The sequence below is a fragment of the Streptomyces pratensis genome (assembly GCF_037137275.1).
In the GTDB taxonomy this organism is placed as follows: Bacteria; Actinomycetota; Actinomycetes; order Streptomycetales; family Streptomycetaceae; genus Streptomyces; species Streptomyces pratensis_B.
Genome location: NZ_JBBBEN010000101.1, coordinates 112,591 through 132,657, shown reverse-complemented (window position 1 = coordinate 132,657; position 20,067 = coordinate 112,591). Strand labels below are relative to the sequence as shown.

At 72.2% G+C, this 20,067-nt stretch carries 18 protein-coding genes and 2 tRNA genes; 9 read left to right on the top strand and 11 right to left on the bottom strand.

What is annotated here, in order from left to right:
- Window positions 1–619: 619 nt before the first annotated feature.
- Both bldC and V9U70_RS26975 read right to left on the bottom strand, forming a co-directional pair.
- The gene (bldC, locus tag V9U70_RS26980) at window positions 620–826 is read right to left on the bottom strand and encodes a developmental transcriptional regulator BldC (RefSeq protein WP_003949541.1); all 207 of its coding nucleotides are present in this window, start codon (window positions 824–826) and stop codon (window positions 620–622) included.
- A 676-nt stretch (window positions 827–1,502) separates the two neighbouring features.
- The gene (locus V9U70_RS26975) at window positions 1,503–2,351 is read right to left on the bottom strand and encodes a DUF8083 family protein (protein WP_336679410.1); all 849 of its coding nucleotides are present in this window, start codon (window positions 2,349–2,351) and stop codon (window positions 1,503–1,505) included.
- Window positions 2,352–2,527: 176 nt separating this feature from the next.
- Between V9U70_RS26975 and V9U70_RS26970 the strand changes: the two genes are divergently transcribed.
- Together V9U70_RS26970 and V9U70_RS26965 are read left to right on the top strand one after the other, a co-directional pair.
- Entirely contained in the window at window positions 2,528–3,619 is a 1,092-nt protein-coding gene (locus V9U70_RS26970; RefSeq protein WP_336679408.1) for a Leu/Phe/Val dehydrogenase, read from the top strand.
- 315 nt (window positions 3,620–3,934) lie between these two features.
- Complete coding sequence (locus V9U70_RS26965; protein ID WP_336679406.1) at window positions 3,935–4,192, top strand: DUF3073 domain-containing protein; 258 nt, start codon at window positions 3,935–3,937, stop codon at window positions 4,190–4,192.
- A 278-nt stretch (window positions 4,193–4,470) separates the two neighbouring features.
- Here the strand turns inward: V9U70_RS26965 and purM are convergent, their stop codons facing one another.
- From purM to purS, 9 genes are all read right to left on the bottom strand, one after another.
- On the bottom strand, window positions 4,471–5,544 hold the full coding sequence (gene purM / locus V9U70_RS26960) for a phosphoribosylformylglycinamidine cyclo-ligase (protein ID WP_336679404.1): 1,074 nt from the start codon (window positions 5,542–5,544) through the stop codon (window positions 4,471–4,473).
- A gap of 60 nt (window positions 5,545–5,604) precedes the next feature.
- A complete protein-coding gene (purF, locus tag V9U70_RS26955) occupies window positions 5,605–7,131 on the bottom strand; it encodes an amidophosphoribosyltransferase (protein WP_336679402.1) in 1,527 nt (508 codons plus the stop codon).
- 436 nt (window positions 7,132–7,567) lie between these two features.
- Complete coding sequence (locus V9U70_RS26950; protein WP_419724041.1) at window positions 7,568–8,407, bottom strand: META domain-containing protein; 840 nt, start codon at window positions 8,405–8,407, stop codon at window positions 7,568–7,570.
- 157 nt (window positions 8,408–8,564) lie between these two features.
- Window positions 8,565–9,368: a maleylpyruvate isomerase family mycothiol-dependent enzyme gene (locus tag V9U70_RS26945; RefSeq protein ID WP_336679398.1), complete on the bottom strand. Its 804-nt coding sequence runs from the start codon at window positions 9,366–9,368 to the stop codon at window positions 8,565–8,567.
- Window positions 9,369–9,405: 37 nt separating this feature from the next.
- Complete coding sequence (locus V9U70_RS26940) at window positions 9,406–10,245, bottom strand: M23 family metallopeptidase (RefSeq protein ID WP_336679396.1); 840 nt, start codon at window positions 10,243–10,245, stop codon at window positions 9,406–9,408.
- A gap of 157 nt (window positions 10,246–10,402) precedes the next feature.
- Complete coding sequence (locus V9U70_RS26935; protein ID WP_336679394.1) at window positions 10,403–10,939, bottom strand: ArsR/SmtB family transcription factor; 537 nt, start codon at window positions 10,937–10,939, stop codon at window positions 10,403–10,405.
- A 128-nt stretch (window positions 10,940–11,067) separates the two neighbouring features.
- A complete protein-coding gene (purL, locus tag V9U70_RS26930; protein ID WP_336679392.1) occupies window positions 11,068–13,317 on the bottom strand; it encodes a phosphoribosylformylglycinamidine synthase subunit PurL in 2,250 nt (749 codons plus the stop codon).
- On the bottom strand, window positions 13,314–13,994 hold the full coding sequence (gene purQ / locus V9U70_RS26925; RefSeq protein ID WP_336679390.1) for a phosphoribosylformylglycinamidine synthase subunit PurQ: 681 nt from the start codon (window positions 13,992–13,994) through the stop codon (window positions 13,314–13,316). The genes purL and purQ overlap by 4 nt, the downstream gene beginning before the upstream one ends.
- Complete coding sequence (gene purS / locus V9U70_RS26920) at window positions 13,991–14,242, bottom strand: phosphoribosylformylglycinamidine synthase subunit PurS (protein ID WP_003968034.1); 252 nt, start codon at window positions 14,240–14,242, stop codon at window positions 13,991–13,993. Before purS ends, purQ begins: the two co-directional genes overlap by 4 nt.
- A 456-nt stretch (window positions 14,243–14,698) precedes the next feature.
- On the opposite strand from purS, the gene V9U70_RS26915 reads away from it, so the two are divergent.
- The 7 genes from V9U70_RS26915 (at window position 14,699) to V9U70_RS26885 (ending at window position 20,050) form a co-directional block, all read left to right on the top strand.
- The gene (locus V9U70_RS26915; RefSeq protein WP_336679388.1) at window positions 14,699–15,034 is read left to right on the top strand and encodes a histone-like nucleoid-structuring protein Lsr2; all 336 of its coding nucleotides are present in this window, start codon (window positions 14,699–14,701) and stop codon (window positions 15,032–15,034) included.
- Window positions 15,035–15,527: 493 nt separating this feature from the next.
- A tRNA-Gly gene (locus V9U70_RS26910) sits at window positions 15,528–15,599 on the top strand.
- Window positions 15,600–15,678: 79 nt separating this feature from the next.
- Window positions 15,679–15,754 (top strand) — tRNA-Gly (locus V9U70_RS26905).
- 161 nt (window positions 15,755–15,915) lie between these two features.
- Window positions 15,916–16,923 (top strand): ABC transporter ATP-binding protein, encoded by a 1,008-nt coding sequence (locus tag V9U70_RS26900; RefSeq protein ID WP_336679386.1) that lies wholly within the window; start codon window positions 15,916–15,918, stop codon window positions 16,921–16,923.
- A complete protein-coding gene (locus V9U70_RS26895) occupies window positions 16,920–17,747 on the top strand; it encodes an ABC transporter permease (protein ID WP_336679384.1) in 828 nt (275 codons plus the stop codon). The genes V9U70_RS26900 and V9U70_RS26895 overlap by 4 nt, the downstream gene beginning before the upstream one ends.
- A 243-nt stretch (window positions 17,748–17,990) precedes the next feature.
- Window positions 17,991–19,433: a sensor histidine kinase gene (locus V9U70_RS26890; protein ID WP_336679382.1), complete on the top strand. Its 1,443-nt coding sequence runs from the start codon at window positions 17,991–17,993 to the stop codon at window positions 19,431–19,433.
- Complete coding sequence (locus V9U70_RS26885; protein ID WP_336679380.1) at window positions 19,430–20,050, top strand: response regulator transcription factor; 621 nt, start codon at window positions 19,430–19,432, stop codon at window positions 20,048–20,050. Before V9U70_RS26890 ends, V9U70_RS26885 begins: the two co-directional genes overlap by 4 nt.
- Window positions 20,051–20,067: the final 17 nt, after the last annotated feature.

Below are 20,067 nucleotides of genomic sequence, written 5' to 3'. Positions count from 1 at the left end.
GCCGGATGCGACCGCCTCCGGACAGTGGCAGGCTGGGAGTTGGCAAGCGCCGGGCAGTGTGACGGTAGTCACGGAAAGAGTTTTCAGAACGGCGGATTTTACGCCTCCCCTACAACCACTGAATTTAATATGTGCAATTGCACAAGGGTGGCAAGCCCATGAGGACCGTTCCGTCCGGGGCTGTCCCACCGCGTCCCCACCCCGCCTCCGCCGCGTCCGGGACGCTCACCCACACTCCCGCACAGACCCGCTCACAGGCCCACGAACGCCCTCGGAGCGACCGCCCCGCACCGTGGCGGGACCCGCCGGAGGAAGGCGCAAAGGGGGCTGCGGCGGGAGCTCCGCGAGCCCGCCCGGACCCCTGAAGCCGACCGACCGCCCGGTTCTGGGGCGGCGCGGCCGGGGTGCCCGTCACACCCCGCCGAGGGCACGAAAAATCGCGCTGGACCCGGCGGAGTCCAGCGCGATCGTTGCGACGCACCCGCAGGACACGGGCATGACGCCCGTTGGGGCAGGCGTCCGTCGAAGTGAAGCTATGGGTGGGCGGCTGGGGTTGGGGGACCCGGTAGCTGCCCGGTGGTGATGCTGTGCTGCTGTACCGGTGCGGGGCAGGGGTGTGTCAGGCCTCGCTGCGCTGCTGCGGAATACCCGCAAGCAGTGCGCGGACCTCTGCCTCGCGGTACCGGCGATGCCCACCGAGCGTGCGGATGGACGTGAGCTTGCCGGCCTTGGCCCAACGGGTGACCGTCTTCGGGTCCACGCGGAACATCGTGGCGACCTCAGCCGGGGTCAGCAGCGGCTCGGCATCAGGGGTGCGAGCGGTCATGAGCGGCCTCCTCGGGAGAACCGAACCTTCTCGGTTCTTTCCTCTAAATTCTGCACCTTGACCCGCGTTGCCCGAAATGGCGGACGCGGGCCGAGTCGGTTATAGGACGAACGGCTTGTCCTCGGCACTACAACTACACCATCCGTCCAGCCACGTCGGCCAAACCGATGGAATTGCCCTCCCAGGTGTTCATCAGCGACGGAAGCCGATGGACCATGCCATAGCGGACAGTCACGCGACCGTGACGATCAGTCACAGAGCGATCAGGAGTCGTCAGACCCCCCATAAAGCGCAATGCTGAGCAATCTGCCCGTACTTGGACAGAAGGAGCCCTCCCCGGACTCCTTGTCCTATTTTGGCACGAGGAGTAGGGAAGGGCGCAAGGGCCCCGTTAGTGCTGTCCATCACGCTTGAGGCAAAGGCCCGGTTCGGGACCTAGGTCCTGGGACCGGCGTCGTACGCTTCCGCCTCACCCATCCCACGCGTCCCACAGGACGCGGGTTCACGGCCCGCCAGTTCCCCGTCTCCCGCCTCGCCGCCCTCCGCCGCGGCGGCCCGGCGCTCTCCCTCCTTCCCCGCGCCCCGGCCCACGGGCCGGCTCCGTCGGCCTTTCGGCCGTCCTGGATGAAGGATGCCCCGGTTCCATCACGTTGATGCCGCTGTGGGTCTTTTCACGTCAATTGGTGAACTGAAGGTCCCTGACCGCCCGCCAGCGCTCCGCGAGCCTCGCGTAGGCCGCGCTCGCGCCCTCCGTGTCGCCGTCCCGCAACGCGGCGAGGCCCTCCGCGACATCCGCCGCCGACCGGTCCCCCGCCAACCGCTCCGCCGGCAGCGCGTGCACCAGACCCCCGTAGTCGAGCTCGACCAGCGAGCGCGGATGGAACTCCTCCAACCAGCGCCCCACATCCACCAGGCCCTCCGTCAGCGGGCCTTCCGCGGCGTTCTCCCGCAGCGTGCGCAGCCCCCGCGCCAGCCGACGGCGCGCCTCCACCATCGGAGTGCGATACCGCAGGAGGGGCCCGGGGCCCCCGGCGCCGTCCGCCGCCGCGTACTCCCGCTCCTCGTCGCGGAAGAGGACGAACCAGCGCACCGGGACCTGCCACACCGTGGTGCGAATCCACGGCCGGGCGTCCGGGTGCCGACGCCTCCAGCGTCCGTGGTCCGCCTGGGCCTGGCCCCGGACGACCGCGGGCAGCAGGGCGTCCAGCACGTTGGCCGGAAACATCCCCTCCAGTTCCTCCAGGGCCAGCCAGCCACGCATCCGGGTCCGCCACGGGCAGACGCACACCACCCCGTCCAGCTCCGTCACGAAGGCGTCGCCGCTCTCGTGGACGGGCACCCCGACCGGCGGCGTCGGCACCAGGTCCGCCAGCGAGCGGCGCAGTTCGTCCTGGGCCGTGGGGAGCTCCGGGCGTCGCGCGTAACGCGCCCAGTGACTCCGCTCGGGCTCGGCGAACGCGATGAGCGGCTCGTAGACCCGGAGATAGGACGCGTAAGGGACGAGCACCGAAGACACCACCGACATGCAGCGCATGGTGTCACGGCCCCGCACCCCCTTGGAGTGATCCTTCGCGCGGGGGCGGATACGCGCCGCCGAAGGACTTACGCTCTTGCCCATCGGACCGGCCGTGCCGGTCGGTCCGGGGGTCCTCCCCACCCTCAGGAGGGCCTCCCGCCGCTTATTGCTTGGGAGTCACCACAGTGACCGATGTGACCGGCGTGCCTGGCGATGTACTGCACACCCTCTTCCACTCGGACCAGGGAGGCCACGAGCAAGTCGTGATCTGCCAGGACCGTGCCAGCGGCCTCAAGGCCGTCATCGCCCTCCACTCCACCGCCCTGGGCCCGGCCCTCGGCGGCACCCGCTTCTATCCGTACGCCTCCGAGGCGGAGGCCGTCGCCGACGCGCTGAACCTGTCGCGCGGCATGTCGTACAAGAACGCCCTCGCCGGGCTCGACCACGGGGGCGGCAAGGCCGTCATCATCGGCGACCCGGAGAAGGTCAAGAGCGAGGAACTCCTCCTGGCCTACGGCCGGTTCGTGGCCTCGCTCGGGGGCCGTTACGTCACCGCCTGCGATGTCGGCACCTATGTCGCCGACATGGACGTCGTCGCCCGGGAGTGCCGCTGGACCACCGGCCGCTCGCCCGAGAACGGCGGCGCCGGCGACTCCTCCGTGCTCACCGCGTTCGGCGTCTTCCAGGGCATGCGGGCCTCGGCCCAGCACCTGTGGGGCGAGGCGACGCTGCGCGGCCGCACGGTCGGGATCGCCGGGGTCGGCAAGGTGGGCCGCCACCTCGTCGAGCACCTGCTGAGCGACGGCGCCCACGTGGTGATCACCGACGTCCGCGAGGAGTCGGTGCGCCGGATCACCGAGCTGCACCCCGAGGTCGCGGTCGCCGCGGACACCGAGGCGCTGATCCGCACCGAGGGCCTCGACGTCTACGCACCGTGCGCGCTCGGCGGCGCGCTGAACGACACGACCGTGCCGGTGCTCACCGCGAAGGTGGTGTGCGGCGCGGCCAACAACCAGCTCGCGCACCCGGGCGTGGAGAAGGACCTGGCCGACCGGTCGGTTCTCTACGCGCCCGACTACGTGGTCAACGCCGGTGGCGTGATCCAGGTGGCCGACGAGCTGCACGGGTTCGACTTCGACCGGTGCAAGGAGAAGGCGACGACGATCTTCGACACCACGCTGGAAATATTCGCACGTGCGAAGTCGGATGGCATTCCGCCGGCCGCGGCGGCCGACCGGATCGCCGAGCAGCGGATGGCGGAGGCGCGCCACCGCTGAGCACGGCGGCCACCGGCCCCTCGCGGGTCGGCGGCCGCGCCCGCGGCGACGGCCCGCCGACCGGAGAGACAAGACTCACTCCGGTCGGCGGGTCGTACGCCCACAAGAGGTTAAAATCGCAGTTGACCAGCGAGGACAGGGCTCCTCACTGGCCCTGTGCCGGGACCGGGACGCGGGCGGCGTACCGTATGGCCACGGAAGCAGGTACCGTTAAAGCCCTACAGGCGCGGTCTCTCCGTCGAGAGTCCGTCCTGAAACATGAACGCGTGTCAAGACTCTGGGGCCGTCGAGCCCCGTCACCGAGGGGGTCGAGCCATGGGGCGCGGCCGGGCAAAGGCCAAGCAGACCAAGGTCGCCCGCCAGCTGAAGTACAGCAGCGGCGGGACTGACCTGTCGCGTCTGGCCAATGAGCTGGGCGCATCGCCTTCGAGTCAGCCACCGAACGCAGAGCCGTTCGAGGACGACGACGAGGAAGATGACCCGTACGCACAGTACGCGGATCGCTACAACCAGAATGACGACGACGATCAGGACGATCAGTCCGGGCCGTCGTCCCAGCGCCGCGGCGCTTGACCTCGCGCTGACACAACTCCCCGGTCCGGGCCAGCCCCGGGCCGGGTTTTGTGCTGCCCTTTCCCGGTGGCCCCTGGTCCGGACCCCGTGAGGCCGAGCCCGGGAGCACGCCCGTCCGCCTCCCGCCGGGCGGCCCGCCGCCCGCAGGACGGGCGCCGGTCCGTCGTCCCGCGGGTGGGGCCGCCCGGGGCGAGCCAGCCCTCCGGATGCCGTACGGATCGGGTCGCCGCCCGGCGGGCCGTGGCCGGGCGCCTTGGCGGCGGCCCGCCGGGCACCGGCTAGCGCGCGTAGTCGCCGGTCAACTCAGCGCCCGTGGTGTGCGCCCCGCGGTCGGTGATCTCACCGGCGACCCAGGCGTCGACCCCGCGGTCGGCCAGGGTCGTCAGGGCGGCGTCCACGGAGTCGGCGGGGACGATCGCGATCATGCCGACGCCCATGTTCAGCGTCTTCTCCAGCTCCAGCCGCTCGACGCCGCCCGCGGCGCCGACCACGTCGAAGACCGCGCCGGGCGTCCACGTGGAGCGGTCCACGGTGGCGTGCAGGCCGTCCGGGATCACCCGGGCCAGGTTGTTCGCCAGGCCGCCGCCGGTGACGTGGCTGAAGCCGTGCACCTCGGTCGTCCGGGTGAGCGCGAGGCAGTCCAGCGAGTAGATCCGCGTGGGCTCCAGGAGCTCCTCGCCGAGCGTCCGGCCGAACTCCTCGACCTCGCGGTCCAGGGTCCAGCCGGCCCGGTCGAAGACCACATGGCGGACGAGCGAGTACCCGTTGGAGTGAAGACCGGAGGACGCCATCGCGATGACCGCGTCGCCCTTGCGGACGCGGTCCGGGCCGAGGAGCCGGTCGGCCTCGACCACGCCCGTGCCGGCCCCGGCGACGTCGAAGTCGTCCGGGCCCAGGAGGCCCGGGTGCTCGGCCGTCTCGCCGCCGACCAAAGCGCAGCCCGCCAGGACGCAGCCTTCGGCGATGCCCTTCACGATGGCCGCGACACGCTCGGGGTGCACCTTGCCGACGCAGATGTAGTCGGTCATGAACAGCGGCTCCGCGCCGCAGACGACGAGGTCGTCCACGACCATGCCGACGAGGTCGCGGCCGATGGTGTCGTACACACCCATCTGCCGGGCCAGGTCGACCTTGGTGCCGACGCCGTCCGTGGCGGACGCGAGCAGGGGGCGCTCGTACCGCTTCAGCGCCGAGGCGTCGAAGAGCCCCGCGAAACCGCCGAGGCCGCCGAGGCCCGCGACCTCGGGGCGCTGCGTCTTCTTCACCCACTGCTTCATCAGCTCGACGGCACGGTCGCCGGCTTCGATGTCGACGCCCGCTGCCGCGTAGGAAGCGCCTGTTGTCTCAGACATGGCCTGGGATCTTTCGTGTGGAGATACGGGGCTGGTGCAAGGGGCGCGGGCGGGTCCGGGTCACGGACGGCGCAGCGCGTCGGCCGCGGCGGTCGCCGCGGGGCCGGCCGCCAGCTCGGTCTCCAGCAGCTGCTTGCCGAGCAGCTCCGGGTCGGGGAGATCCATGGGGTACTCACCGTCGAAGCAGGCGCGGCAGAGGTTCGGCTTGTCGATGGTCGTCGCCTCGATCATCGAGTCGATCGAGATGTACGCGAGCGAGTCGGCCCCCATCGAGGTGGCGATCTCGTCGACGGACATGCCGTTGGCGATCAGCTCGGCGCGGGTCGCGAAGTCGATGCCGAAGAAGCAGGGCCACTTGACCGGCGGCGAGGAGATCCGGATGTGGATCTCGGCCGCTCCGGCCTCGCGGAGCATCCGGACCAGGGCCCGCTGGGTGTTGCCGCGGACGATCGAGTCGTCGACGACCACCAGCCGCTTGCCCTTGATGACTTCCTTCAGCGGATTCAGCTTGAGCCGGATGCCGAGCTGGCGGATGGTCTGCGAGGGCTGGATGAAGGTCCGGCCGACGTAGGCGTTCTTGACCAGTCCGGCGCCGAACGGGATGCCGCTGGCCTCCGCGTACCCGATCGCGGCGGGGGTGCCGGATTCCGGGGTCGCTATGACGAGGTCCGCCTCCGCGGGAGCCTCCGCGGCCAGGCGGCGGCCCATCTCCACGCGGGAGAGGTAGACGTTCCGGCCGGCGATGTCGGTGTCGGGCCGGGCCAGGTACACGTACTCGAAGACACAGCCCTTGGGCTTCGCTTCTGCGAATCGGGAGGTGCGCAGGCCGTTCTCGTCGATGGCGACGAGCTCGCCCGGCTCGATCTCGCGGACGTAGCTGGCGCCGCAGATGTCGAGTGCGGCGGACTCGGAGGCGACCACCCAGCCGCGCTCCAGCCGACCGAGGACCAGCGGGCGGATGCCCTGCGGGTCGCGGGCGGCGTACAGCGTGCCCTCGTCCATGAAGACGAGGGAGAAGGCGCCCTTGACGTCGGGGAGCACCTTGGCGGCCGCGTCCTCGATGGTGAGCGGCTTGTCGTTCTCGTCCCGCTGGCCGGCGAGCAGGGCGGTCACCAGGTCGGTGTCGTTGGTCGCCGCGACCTGGGTGGCACGTCCGTCCTTGCGCGGCAGGTCGGCGACCATCTCCGCGAGCTGGGCGGTGTTGACCAGGTTCCCGTTGTGTCCGAGGGCGATCGAGCCGTGCGCGGTGGCACGGAACGTCGGCTGCGCGTTCTCCCACACCGAGGCGCCGGTGGTGGAGTAGCGGGCATGACCGACCGCGATATGGCCCTGGAGGGAACCCAGAGACGTTTCGTCGAAGACCTGCGAGACCAGTCCCATGTCCTTGAAGACGAGGATCTGGGACCCGTTGCTCACTGCGATGCCCGCGGACTCCTGTCCACGGTGCTGCAGGGCATACAGTCCGAAATAGGTGAGCTTGGCGACCTCTTCGCCCGGAGCCCAGACACCGAAGACGCCACAAGCGTCCTGGGGGCCTTTCTCTCCGGGGAGCAGGTCGTGGTTGAGTCGTCCATCACCACGGGGCACAGCACCGAGTGTAAGGGAGATCGACCACTGGTCCGAATTGGGGACCGGTCGGCAAAGGCGGGCGGAGCACGGGGAACGCGTCGCGGCCGAGAGCCCTCAGGACGCCCCGGGAGGCTTCATCCGCTCACACTCCGTGATCACTGCCTCGGTGGGCGCGGTTTGCGCGGAAGGCCTCGAAGGCTCACTGCCCGGCTGAGCGGCCGGTCGACGGCCGGTCGGAGCGCTCGGCGGCGTGGAGGCCGAGCCCGCCCGCCCGTGGCGTTCGGTGAACTCGCTCCCCGCCCGGACCGGGAGCTGGCCGAACGCTCGTTTCGTGGCGAGCCTCACACCGGACGAGCCGTGGGGCGGGTGCGGAGCGGGACCGACCATGCTTCTCCCCGCCGCACGGACGGGCTGTCGGAGCCTTCCGCGGCCGGGCCCAGGCCGGACGGCGTGCTCAGCCGTGCTTCCCGGGGGCGCCCGAGGCTCCCTCCTCCTCCCGGGGCGCGGCGACGGCGCCGATGCCCCTGCCGTCGGAGGCGGTGAGCGTGAGGCGGTCTCCCTCGATCGTGTACGCGGCCCTGCCGTCGAGGGCGGCGAGCACGGCGCGCTCGGTGGCCATCTCCGCCTCCGGGCACATCCGGCGGGTGCCGGCGAGGGGACCGAAGGTGATCGCGCCCTCCTCGACCGCGGCCTTCCCGCGGAAGGTGTTGCAGCCGAAGTGGCCCTCGACCGTGCCGTTCTCCCGGAAGGTGAGGTGCGGTGTCCGCTCCTGCGGCAGATCGGCCGGGACGGAGGTCGCCGTCTCCCCGCTGAGCAGCGTGTTCACCTCCCACCGGGTGCCCGTCAGTTCGGCGGTGGGCTGCTCGCTGAGCGCGAGGCGGTCGCCATTCGGGGCGGCGAGGGTCAGCTTCTCTCCGGACAGCCGGGCGGTGAGCTCCCCGGTGAGCGCGGCGGTGGCGGCCTTCTCGAACGCCTCGACGTCCTCCTCGCACGCCATCTGCGTGGAGACGGCCCGGCCCACGGTGATCCGGTCGCCCTCGATACGGGCGTCGGCGCGGATGTGGTTGCAGCCGAAGCGGGCGGTGAGCCCGTCCTTCGGGTCGAACTCCAGGCGTGCGTCGTCCGGGGCCTCGGTCTCCTCGCCCCCGACGGTCAGGGAGTCCACGCTCCATCGCACCCCGGTGACGGGCACGTCGCTCCGAACGGCGCCGCCGCGCTCGCCGGAGCCGGGGCCCGGTTCCGTACCGCAGGCGGCGAGGGTGAGGAGGGCCAGGGCGCTGACGCTGACGGCCATACGGTGTGTGTGCATGGCGATGTGACGGTGCGGGGGCCCGATCCGGTTCCGTCCTCGCTCCTCGCGTCGTCCCGCTCGGGAGGCTCGGCGGCCCGGGGCGGTGTCCCGCTCCGTGCGTTCCGGTGCGGGCGGGGGCGGCGGGGGCGGTCCGGGCTCCTCAGCCCATCAGGGGCAGCAGCTCCGCCAGGTCGGCGCGCTCGCCGCCGGCGCTGACCTCTGCCTCCGCCAGGGCCCGCGCCCACTCCGTACGGCCGGTGGCGAGGCGGACCCAGGTCAGCGGGTCGGTCTCCACCACGTTGGGCGGGGTTCCGCGCGTGTGCTTGGGGCCGCCGATGCACTGGACCACCGCGAAAGGCGGGACGCGCACCTCGACCGAGCCGCCGGGCGCCCGGTCCGCGAGGGCGTCCGCGAGCAGCCGGGTGCAGGCGGCCAGCGCCTGCCGGTCGTAGGGGATCTCCAGCCCGAGCGCCTCGTTCAGGTCGTCGGTGTGGACGATCAGCTCGACGGTCCGGGTGACCAGGAAGTCGGCCAGGCGCATGGAGCCGACCCGGGTGGGCAGCAGCCGGTCCCCCGGGCCGGAGGCCGGGACGTCCGCGAGGAACCCCGCCTCCACCTCCTCGTACAGCGCGCCCAGGTCGGGGCGGCCGGCCGCCAGGTCCTCCACGTCCTGCGCGATCCGGGCGGCGTACGCGGCGGTGGCGGGCGGCCACTCCAGGAGGGTCAGCTCGGGCCGGGGACCGGGCGGCTCCGGCAGCGCCAGGGACCGGCTGACGCTGCCCAGGACCATCGCCCCGTGCGCGGCCAGCTCCCGCACCGTCCAGTCGCCGAGCCGGGTCGGCGAGGCGAGCTGCTCTGCCGTCAACGTGCGGACGGCATCGCGCACATGGGCGAACTGCGCGAGGACGGCGGTCCGGGTCCTGAGGTGGTCGTAGGCGCGCGGGCGCTTCTTGGCCGGAGGCATGGGACCGAGCCTAACCGGGGCCGCTGACACCGCCGGGTCAGGCCCGCGCGGCCTGCTCCTCCACGGTGAACGTCTCGCCGCTCCCGGGCACTCCGACGCCCCGCCAGGTGAAGGGGATGCCGAGCGCGGAGTCGGGGTCGGGGCCGTCCATCAGATGGAAGTGGAGATGGGGCTCGGTGGTGTTCCCGGAGTTCCCCACGCGCCCGATCTCCTGTCCGGCCCGGACCGTCTCCCCGGCCCGCACCGTCAGCGACCCGCGCTGTACGTGGGCGTAGACGGCGTGGACGCCCTCGCCGAGGTCCAGGACCAGGTGGTTGCCGATGATCCGGCTCGGGCCGAACATGTCCCGGACCCCGCCCTCGATGAGCATCAGGTAGGCCAGCGCCGGGAGCGAGTTACGGCTCAGGTGGTCGCGCTGCCCGTCGCTCGCCCGCACGACCGTGGCGTCGGCCACCGCGAACAGCGGGGCCCCGAAGGCCGGGAAGTCGCGGTTGCGGCGGACGACCGGCCAGATGGCCCGGAACGGCGGGCGGGCCGGAGGTTCGCCCTCGGGCGTCTCCGGTTCCGCCACGATGTCGATCGCGTACGTCTGCCCGTACACATGCGTCCCGTGGCTCGGCACCTTGTCGGCCGGGCTGTTCAGCGCGGACCAGCGGCCGGTCACCGGCGGGGCGACCTCTACGGCGGGTCGGCCCTTCACCTGCTTCGCGGGGCCGGTGCGGCTCAGCGTGAACCCGATGACCAGGGCCACGACCGCGGGCAGGAAGGTCAGGCCGAAGGGCAGCGGCGGTTCGAGGAGAACGCCGACGAGCACCAGCGCCACGAACCCGAGCCAGCACCCGCGGTAGAGCACCATCATGGCTTTGCGGACGGACATGGTCACTTCCCCTTGTTGTCTGCGGTCGACGGCCCCGTGCTCCGCGGCCGGTGGGCCCGTGGTCTGCCGCCGGTGGGCCCTCGGGGCCGGCGGATCAGGCGCGAGGCGGCCGTGCCGGACGCCGCGGCCTGTCCGGCCCTGACCCGCCGGACGCCCCCTAAGGCCGCGCCGCCGTCAGCACCACCAGCAGCGGCACCACCCGGGTGGCGGGCACCTCGTACCGGCCGCGGCCGGTCGTGTGGAGCCAGCCCGCGCCGGTCAGCTGGCGCAGATGGTGGTAGATCTGGCCGGTGGTGCCGACCGCGTCGAGCGCGGCCAGCTCCGCGGCGGTACGGCGGCCGCCGAGGATCTCGCGGAGCAGGCGCAGCCGCACCGGGTGGCCGAGCGCGGCGAGCGCGTCGGCCGTCGCCGGTCCGTCGTCCGGCCGGTCCTCGCCGTCCGGGCCTCCCTCTTCAAGAAGGGCGCCGGTGAGAGCGCCGTACTGCCACTCGTACTGCTCGCCGGTGGGCAGCCGGACCGCTCCGGTGAAGAGCACTCCCCCGTCGGCGGCGGCCTCTCCGACGCCCGCGAGCTGCTGCTTCAGCCCCTCCAGCGCCCAGAAGTCGCCGTCGCCCAGGCGGGGGGACTCGCGGTCCTGCCGCTCCAGCGCCGTGAGCCGCCGCTCCAGCTCGGCGACCCGCTGCTCCAGCTCCATGACACCAACCTTACGTAATTACGTAAATTTCATCAAGAGGGCCCGGGAAAGCCGAAGCCCCCGCCCCGGGCGTCCCGGGGCGGGGGCTTCGGACCACCGGTCGACAGGCGACCCGGCGGCGGCTCGGCTCAGGCGAGCAGCGCGGGAATCGTCGCCTCGTGCGCCGTACGCAGCTCGCTCAGCGGGATGCTGAACTCGCCCTGCACCTCGATCTCCTCGCCGTCCACCACACCGATGCGGGTGACGGGCAGACCGCGCGCGCCGCACATGTCGGTGAAGCGGAGCTCCTCGCTGCGCGGGATCGAGACGACCGCGCGCCCCGCCGACTCGGAGAAGAGGAAGGTGAACACGTCCAGGCCGTCCGGAACGACCAGCCGGGCGCCCTTCCCGCCGCGCAGGCAGGACTCGGCGACCGCCTGGATCAGACCGCCGTCCGACAGGTCGTGCGCCGCGTCGACCATGCCGTCGCGGGACGCCGAGATGAGGATCTCGGCGAGCAGCTTCTCGCGGCCGAGGTCCACCTTGGGCGGCAGACCGCCGAGGTGCTGGTGGACGACCTCGGACCAGGCCGAGCCGCCGAACTCCTCACGGGTGTCGCCCAGCAGGTAGAGGAGCTGGCCCTCTTCCGCGAAGGCGACCGGCGTTCGCCGCGTGACGTCGTCGATCACACCGAGCACGGCCACGACCGGCGTCGGGTGGATCGCCGTCTCACCGGTCTGGTTGTAGAGCGAGACGTTGCCGCCGGTGACCGGGGTGCCCAGCTCCAGGCAGCCGTCCGCCAGGCCCCGGGTGGCCTCGGCGAACTGCCACATGACGTCCGGGTCCTCGGGCGAACCGAAGTTCAGGCAGTCGGAGACGGCCAGCGGCTTGGCGCCGGAAGCGGCCACGTTGCGGTACGACTCCGCCAGCGCGAGCTGCGCGCCGGTGTACGGGTCGAGCTTGGCGTACCGGCCGTTGCCGTCGGTCGCCATCGCCACGCCCAGGTTCGACTCGGCGTCGATGCGGACCATGCCCGCGTCCTCGGGCATCGCCAGCACGGTGTTGCCCTGCACGAAGCGGTCGTACTGGTCGGTGATCCACGCCTTGGAGGCCTGGTTCGGGGAGGCGACCAGCTTGAGGACCTGCTCGCGCAGCTCGGCCGCGTCAGCCGGGCGGGCGAGCTTGCCCGCGTCGTCCGCCTGGAGCGCGTCCTGCCAGGAGGGGCGGGCGAACGGGCGGTGGTAGACCGGGCCGTCGTGGGCGACCGAGCGCGGCGGCACGTCGACGATTCGCGAGCCGTGCCAGAAGATCTCCAGCCGGGAGCCCTCGGTCACCTCACCGATGACGGTGGCGATGACGTCCCACTTCTCGCAGATCTCCAGGAAGCGGTCCACGTGCTGCGGCTCGACGATCGCGCACATGCGCTCCTGCGACTCGCTCATGAGGATCTCCTCGGGCGAGAGGGAGGAGTCGCGCAGCGGCACGGTGTCCAGCTCGACGCGCATCCCGCCGGAACCGGCCGAGGCCAGCTCGCTGGTGGCGCAGGAGAGCCCGGCGCCGCCGAGGTCCTGGATGCCCGCGACGAGCTTCTCCTGGAAGATCTCCAGGGTGCACTCGATGAGGAGCTTCTCCTGGAACGGGTCGCCGACCTGCACGGCGGGCCGCTTGGCCGGCCCGGTCGACTCGAAGGTCTCCGAGGCCAGCACGGAGACGCCGCCGATGCCGTCGCCGCCGGTGCGGGCGCCGTAGAGGATGACCTTGTTGCCGGGGCCGGAGGCCTGGGCGAGGTGGATGTCCTCGTGCTTCATCACGCCGATGCAGCCGGCGTTGACCAGCGGGTTGCCCTGGTAGCAGGCGTCGAAGACGACCTCGCCGCCGATGTTGGGCAGGCCCAGGCAGTTGCCGTAGCCGCCGATGCCCGCGACGACGCCCGGCAGGACGCGCTTGGTGTCGGGGTGGTCGGCCGCGCCGAAGCGCAGCGGGTCCACGACCGCGACGGGGCGGGCGCCCATGGCGAGGATGTCCCGGACGATGCCGCCGATGCCGGTGGCCGCGCCCTGGTAGGGCTCGATGTACGAGGGGTGGTTGTGCGACTCGACCTTGAAGGTGACCGCGTACCCCTGGCCGACGTCGACGACGCCGGCGTTCTCGCCGATGCCGACGAGCATGGCGTCGTTGACCGGGACCTTCTCGCCGAACTGCTTGAGGTGCACCTTGCTGCTCTTGTACGAGCAGTGCTCCGACCACATCACCGAGTACATGGCGAGCTCGGCGCCGGTGGGACGGCGGCCCAGGATCTCGCGAATCCGGGCGTACTCGTCCTCCTTGAGGCCGAGCTCCTTCCAGGGCTGCTCGGCGTCCGGGGTCTCGGCCGCGTGCTTGACCGTATCCAGGCTCATGCGTTGACCAGCTTCTTGATGATCGAGGTGAAGAAACCGAGGCCGTCGGTGCGGCCGGTGCCGATGAGCGGCTCCACGGCGTGCTCCGGGTGGGGCATCAGGCCGACGATGTTGCCCGCCGCGTTGGTGATGCCCGCGATGTCACGGAGCGAGCCGTTGGGGTTGCCGTCCAGGTAGCGGAAGGCGACCCGGCCCTCGGCCTCCAGCTCGTCGAGCACGCGCTCGTCGGCGGTGTACCGGCCGTCCATGTTCTTGAGGGGGACCCGGATCTCCTGGCCGGCGCTGTAGTCCGAGGTCCAGGCGGTCTCCGCGTTCTCCACCCTCAGGCGCTGATCACGGCAGACGAAGTGCAGATGGTCGTTGCGCAGCATCGCGCCGGGCAGCAGGTGCGCCTCGGTCAGGACCTGGAATCCGTTGCAGATGCCGAGGACCGGCATCCCGGCCTTCGCCTGCTCGATCAGCGTCTCCATCACCGGCGAGAAACGGGAGATGGCACCGGCGCGGAGGTAGTCCCCGTAGGAGAAACCGCCCGCGAGGACGACCGCGTCGACCTGGTGGAGGTCCTTGTCGCGGTGCCACAGGGAGACGGGCTCCGCGCCCGCGATCCGCACGGCCCGCAGGGCGTCCTGATCGTCGAGGGTGCCGGGAAAAGTGACGACGCCGATACGGGTGGTCACTTCTCCTCCTCCACCTTCACGACGAAGTCCTCGATGACGGTGTTGGCGAGGAACGTCTCGGCCAGCTCGTTAATGCGGGCGAGGGCGGCGTCGTCGACCGGCCCCTCGACCTCCAGCTCGAAACGCTTTCCCTGACGAACGTCCGCGATTCCCTCGAAGCCGAGACGGGGCAGTGCACGCTGCACCGCCTGTCCCTGCGGGTCGAGGATCTCGGGCTTGAGCATGACGTCGACTACGACGCGTGCCACTGGCACTCCCGGTGTGGTGGTGTGGTGCGGCTGTCTCTCAGGGGGGTTCCCCAGACCCCCGCGGGTCCCCTCAGCGTACCTGGCCAAAATTTCTACGCGGGTAGATATCGGACGGCGCGGACAGGGCGCGGACGCCCACGCGGATGCGGCGGCGGCTCGGCGCGGACGGCGTTCCGGATCACGCCGAGATATCGATCGCGAGACCGCACAGGAAAAGGTACGGAAAAAATCGCCCCCGGATTGCGCACCGATTGCACACGGACACGCGCACGCATTTGGCCGGGCTTCACAATGCGGTACCCGTCGCTGTACAAATGATTACCGGGGAAAACACCATTGCCCGGGGACAACGGAACAGTCGGCCCCACGCCGACCCGCTTCCGCCCGCCTGACAGCCGCAAGGCCGGCATCCGCGCCCGCAGCACGCGCCGGTGCCGTAGGAAAGGACCGATATCCGTGGCTCAGCGCGTAGTGGTTACGCTCTCCGACGACATCGACGGGGGAGCAGCGGCGGAAACGGTGACCTTCGCCCTGGACGGGAAGACGTACGAGATCGACCTCAATCCCGCCAACGCGAAGAAACTGCGGAAGACCCTGGCGCCTTACATGGCCGCAGGTCGAAAGCAGACAAATGCCAGCAAGCACGGCAGAGACCCCGCCGCCTATCACCACACCTCCCTCGCCCCGGACCCGGCGGCCGTCCGCGCCTGGGCCCGCTCGCACCGGATGGAGGTACCGGCCCGCGGCCGCATCCCGAAGCGGGTCTACGAGGCGTTCCGCGCGGCCAGTTGAGGCACCCGCCGGACGACCGGGAGCGCAGGGACAAAGGCCTTCCCCCCCGCCCCGGGACCTCACACCACCCCGGCCTCCGGGGCCGCGCGGACCCCGCGCCCGAGTCCGGTCCGCCGCCTGGTTCGTCGCCCGGTCCGTCGTCGCCGCGCACCATGGGCCCCGCGCCCGCCCCCGGGCCCGAATCCGGTCACCGCGCCTGAGCGGGGCGGTGTCCGGGCAGGGCGGCGTGCGGCCCCGGCGCGGTTTCGCCCCCCGGCGGCTCCACCCCGGCTCCGCCCCGCTCCGGCTCCACCCCGCTCCGGCTCCTCCCGGCCGCGGCTTCGCCCCCGTCGGCCAACGCTCCGTCAGGAGGGGGCGGGGCGCGGCGAACGGCCCCCGCGGAGCCCGCTCGGGGGGACCCGCCGGGAGCCGACTTGCGCGACACCCCCGCAGGTCGGCTAGAGTCTGGAGCACGCCGAGGGGCGAGGCCGCAAAGCCGAATCCCACGCAGCGTGCGGGTGTAGTTCAGTAGTAGAACATCCCCCTTCCAGGGGGAAGGCGCAGTGTGCAATTCCTGTCACCCGCTCTGCACGACCCTTCTGACCACTTCGGTGGATCAGGTAGAGTAGTGCTCGCACCGCCGGTGAAAGCCGAGCGGCTGCTCTGCGGACGTAGCTCAGTTGGTAGAGCGCAACCTTGCCAAGGTTGAGGTCGCCAGTTCGAACCTGGTCGTCCGCTCCAGATGAAAGGCCCTGACCGATTCTCGGTCAGGGCCTTTGTCGTGTTCCCGTGCTCCTTCGACGGCCCCTTGTTTTCGCCGGGCCCTCGCCCATGACGTTTGTCATGCGCGGTGATGACAGCGCGCACTGCTCACGGACCCCGCCGGGCGGAAACCTGGAGGTATGACCAGCGACGACATTCTCAGCGACCGCGTGGACGGTCCCGTGATCGAGGTGAACGGGGTCCGCCGCCGTTACGCCGGCGGCTTCGAGGCCGTTTCCGGGATCTCCTTCTCCGTGGCCCGCGGCGAACTGTTCGCCCTGCTCGGGACGAACGGCGCGGGCAAGACCTCCACCGTGGAGCTCCTCGAAGGGCTGGCGCTGCCGACCGCCGGTGCCGTCCGGGTCCTCGGGCACGACCCGTACCGCGAGCGCGCCGCCGTCCGGCCCCGGACCGGGGTGATGCTCCAGGAGGGCGGCTTCCCCTCCGACCTCACGGTCCTCGAGACCGTACGGATGTGGTCGGCCTGCACCACCGGCGCACGCCCCGCAGCCGAGGCCCTGGAGACGGTCGGCCTGACCGGCAGGGCGCGGGTGCGGGTCAAGCAGCTGTCCGGCGGTGAGAAGCGCCGCCTCGACCTCGCGTTGGCCCTCACGTCCCGGCCGGAGGTGCTCTTCCTCGACGAGCCCACGACAGGTCTGGACGCGGAGGGGCGGCGCGAGACCTGGGATCTCGTCCGGGCGCTGCGCGACGGCGGCACGACCGTGCTGCTGACGACGCACTACCTGGAGGAGGCGGAGGCCCTCGCCGACCGGCTGGCCATCATGCACCAGGGGGGGATCGTGACGTCCGGGACCACCGCAGAGGTGACCGCGCGGCAGCCCGCCAGAATCCGGTTCGTGCTGCCCGAAGCCGTACCGGCTGCCCGGCTGCCGCTCTCGCTGCGGGCCGCGGCCGAGGGGCAGCGGGTCGAGATCCGCACCCCCGCGCTCCAGGAGTCGCTGCACGAACTCCTGGCGTGGGCCCGGGAGTCGGGCGTACGGCTGCACGGGCTCGACGCCCGCTCCGCCTCGCTCGAGGAGGCGTTCCTCGACATCGCGAAGACCCAGCACGCCCCCCGGGACGAGGACCCGCGCCAGGCCCCGGCCCGGTCCGCCCGCTTCGGCGGAGCGAAGAAGGTGACGGTATGACGACCACGACACCGGCCCCCGTGGACGGCCGGCCGGCCGCCCCGCGCGACGGCTCGAAGGCGGCGGCCGTCGCCCGGCGGCTCACCGCGCTCGGCCGCGCCGAACTGATCCTCCTGGTGCGCAACCGGACCGCGATCTCCGTGGCCCTGCTGATGCCGCTCGTGATGATCTTCGCCATACGGTCCTCGCTCGAACAGATCGACCTCGGCGGCACCGGGCTCACCGTGGCGGGCGCCACCCTGACCGGCGGCATCGGCATGGTGCTGGTCCAGGTCGTCTACATGAACCTCGTCTCCGCCTACGTGGCACGGCGCGAGGAGCTCGTCCTCAAGCGGCTGCGCACCGGCGAGATCTCCGACCGCGAGATCCTGACCGGCACCGCGCTGCCGTCCGTCCTGCTGGCCCTGGCCCAGTGCGTGCTGCTGGTGGTCGCGGGCGCCCTGGCCTTCGACTTGACCGCCCCGCACCGGCCCGACCTCCTCGTGGCCGGGCTGCTGCTGGGCTTCCTGCTGATGTCCGCTCTGGCCGCGGCGACGTCCGTCGTGACCCGGACGGTGCAGACCTCCCAGCTCACCACCCTGCCCCTGTTCTTCGTCTCGCTGTTCGGCTCCGGGCTGTTCGTCCCGCTGGACGTGTTCCCCGACCGGCTGGCGTCCGTGCTCGAACTGCTGCCGATGACGGGCGTGATGACCCTCGTCCGGCACGGCTGGCTCGGCGGCGCCGCGGCCGGCGACCTGCTCACGGCCGCGGCGTCCGCGCTGGCCTGGACCGCCTTCGGGGTGTTTGCTGTGCAGCGGTGGTTCCGCTGGGACCCGCGCGGCTGAGCGGCGGTGCGGCAGACCCGCGCGGCTGAGCGGCGGGTCGTCGACGGTGCGGCGGACCGGACCTCCGCCGGGCGGCGACAGGGCCGGCCGGCGCCGCCCCACCCGTGCGACGGCCGCGGGGGTGGGACGGCCCCGTCGGTGAGGCGGCAGCACTGGGAAGACGGCCGCACCGGGAAGACGGCCTCGCCGGGGAGACGGTCTCGACGGGGAGACGGTCTCGACGGCAGGAAGGAAGAAGCAGACGTGATCGAGCGGGCACGGGGCTGGCGACGCGGCTGGCACGAGCGCAGCAGGCTCCAGCGCATCGACCTCTACACCCGGGTGACGCTCTGTTCCATGAGCTGGGTGTTCCTGCTGACCTGGGGCCTGCTGCCGCTCGGCGCGACCCTGGACCGCGGCGGGTGGGCGATGGCCGTCGGGGGGATGGTGCTCGCCGTCAACGCCGCCCTGGCCGTGCTGAGCAACCTCCATGTGACGCCCGCCCTCGCCCACTACCGGGGAGCGCGGCCCTTCCCGCTCCGGCGACTGCGTCTCCCCGCGGCCCTGCTGGCGGTGCTGGCCGGGCTGGTGGTCGTCCTGACGGCGATCGACGGGCTCGGCGACGAGGACGGGGACACCGCCTTGCTGGCGATGGACGTGCCGGTGTCGTTCGCGGTGGTGTACGTCCTGCTCGTGCCCGCCCGCAGGTACGTGGCGCACAGCGCCGCCTTCATCGCGGCCTTCGTGGCGCTCCTGGCCGCCGTCGGGGGGAGTCGCCCCGTGCTGGTGGGGGCGGCCGTCTCCATGGTCGTGAGCACCCTGCTGGTGCTCCTGTCCGTGCGCCCCAGCGGCTGGAGTCTGTCCGTGATGTGGCAGGCAGAGGAGGCGCGCGACACGCAGGCCCGGCTGGCGGTGGCGGAGGAGCGGCTCCGGTTCGGCCGGGACATGCACGATGTACTGGGCCGCAACCTGGCGGTGATCGCGCTGAAGAGCGAGCTGGCCATGGAGCTGGCCCAGCGGGGGAACCCGGCGGCGGTGGACCAGATGGTCGAGGTGCAGCGGATCGCCCGCGCCTCCCAGCAGGAGGTCCGCGACGTCGTACGGGGCTACCGGGAGGCCGACCTGCCCACCGAACTCCTGGGCGCTCAGGGCGTCCTGCGGGCCGCCGGGATCGCCTGCACCGTCGAGGGGGCGGACGGCCCGGCCGGCCTGGGAGCCCCCGCAGCCGTCCAGGCGGCGCTGGGCTGGGTGGTGCGCGAGGCGGCGACCAACGTCCTGCGCCACGGCGACCCGCGCCGCTGCTCGATCCGGCTCACCAGGACGCGGGAGGCGGTCGTGCTGGAGGTCGAGAACGACGGGGCGGGCAGCGGCGCGACCGGAAGCGGCGACCGGGACCCGGAGGCCTCCGGGCAGGCCGGGGGCGGCTCGGGGCTGGCGGGCCTGCGCGAGCGGCTGGGGGCGCTGGGCGGCTCGCTCCGGACCGCGGCCACCGACGACGGCCTCTTCCGGGTGACGGCGACGGTGCCGGTCACGGCCGCGCCCTCCAGGGGCCGCAGCAGCCCCTCCCCCGCCGCCTCGGAGCCCGGCGGCCTGGAACCCGGCGCCCCGGAACCCGCCGCCCCCGGCCCCGGCACTCCGCCTGCCCTCCCCCGTCCGCCCGCACCGACCACTCCGCCCGCACCGCCCGCTCTTCCGGAGGAACGATGACCACCGACCGGCCTCTGCGCGTCCTGCTGGCCGACGACGAGCACCTCATCCGGGGCGCGCTGGCCGCACTGCTCGCCCTGGAGGAGGACCTGGTGGTGGTCGCGGAGGCGGCGAGCGGCCCGGAGGCGCTCGCGATGGCCCTGGCACACCGCCCCGACGTCGCCGTCCTCGACCTCCAGATGCCGGGCGCGGACGGTGTGAAGGTCGCCACATCGCTGCGTACGGAACTGCCCCACTGCCGCACCATGATCGTGACCAGCCACGGCCGCCCCGGGCACCTCAAGCGGGCGCTCGCGGCCGGGGTGCGCGGCTTCGTCCCGAAGACGGTCAGCGCCCGGCAGCTCGCCGAGATCATCCGCACCGTCAACGCCGGCAACCGTTATGTGGACCCGGAGTTGGCGGCCGACGCCATCGCCGCCGGCGACTCGCCGCTGACCGCGAGGGAGGCGGAAGTGCTGGAGCTTGCGGCGGACGGAGCGCCCGTCGCGGAGGTCGCCGAACGAGCCTCGCTGTCCCAGGGGACCGTACGCAACTACCTGTCCTCGGCCGCCTCCAAGATCGGTGCGGAGAACCGGCACACGGCCGTGCGTCTCGCACGTGAGCGGGGATGGGTATAGTGGGCATCGCGCTTCGG

Bases quoted from the DNA above. Each gene is read 5' to 3' on its own strand.
- purM (WP_336679404.1), bottom strand. From the start codon at position 5,544: ATGTCTGAGACAACAGGCGCTTCCTACGCGGCAGCGGGCGTCGACATC.
- V9U70_RS26935 (WP_336679394.1), bottom strand. From the start codon at position 10,939: ATGGAGCTGGAGCAGCGGGTCGCCGAGCTGGAGCGGCGGCTCACGGCG.
- V9U70_RS26950 (WP_419724041.1), bottom strand. From the start codon at position 8,407: ATGGCCGTCAGCGTCAGCGCCCTGGCCCTCCTCACCCTCGCCGCCTGC.
- V9U70_RS26900 (WP_336679386.1), top strand. From the start codon at position 15,916: ATGACCAGCGACGACATTCTCAGCGACCGCGTGGACGGTCCCGTGATC.
- V9U70_RS26940 (WP_336679396.1), bottom strand. From the start codon at position 10,245: ATGTCCGTCCGCAAAGCCATGATGGTGCTCTACCGCGGGTGCTGGCTC.
- V9U70_RS26885 (WP_336679380.1), top strand. From the start codon at position 19,430: ATGACCACCGACCGGCCTCTGCGCGTCCTGCTGGCCGACGACGAGCAC.
- V9U70_RS26895 (WP_336679384.1), top strand. From the start codon at position 16,920: ATGACGACCACGACACCGGCCCCCGTGGACGGCCGGCCGGCCGCCCCG.
- V9U70_RS26945 (WP_336679398.1), bottom strand. From the start codon at position 9,368: ATGCCTCCGGCCAAGAAGCGCCCGCGCGCCTACGACCACCTCAGGACC.
- purL (WP_336679392.1), bottom strand. From the start codon at position 13,317: ATGAGCCTGGATACGGTCAAGCACGCGGCCGAGACCCCGGACGCCGAG.
- V9U70_RS26975 (WP_336679410.1), bottom strand. From the start codon at position 2,351: ATGTCGGTGGTGTCTTCGGTGCTCGTCCCTTACGCGTCCTATCTCCGG.
- V9U70_RS26965 (WP_336679406.1), top strand. From the start codon at position 3,935: ATGGGGCGCGGCCGGGCAAAGGCCAAGCAGACCAAGGTCGCCCGCCAG.
- bldC (WP_003949541.1), bottom strand. From the start codon at position 826: ATGACCGCTCGCACCCCTGATGCCGAGCCGCTGCTGACCCCGGCTGAG.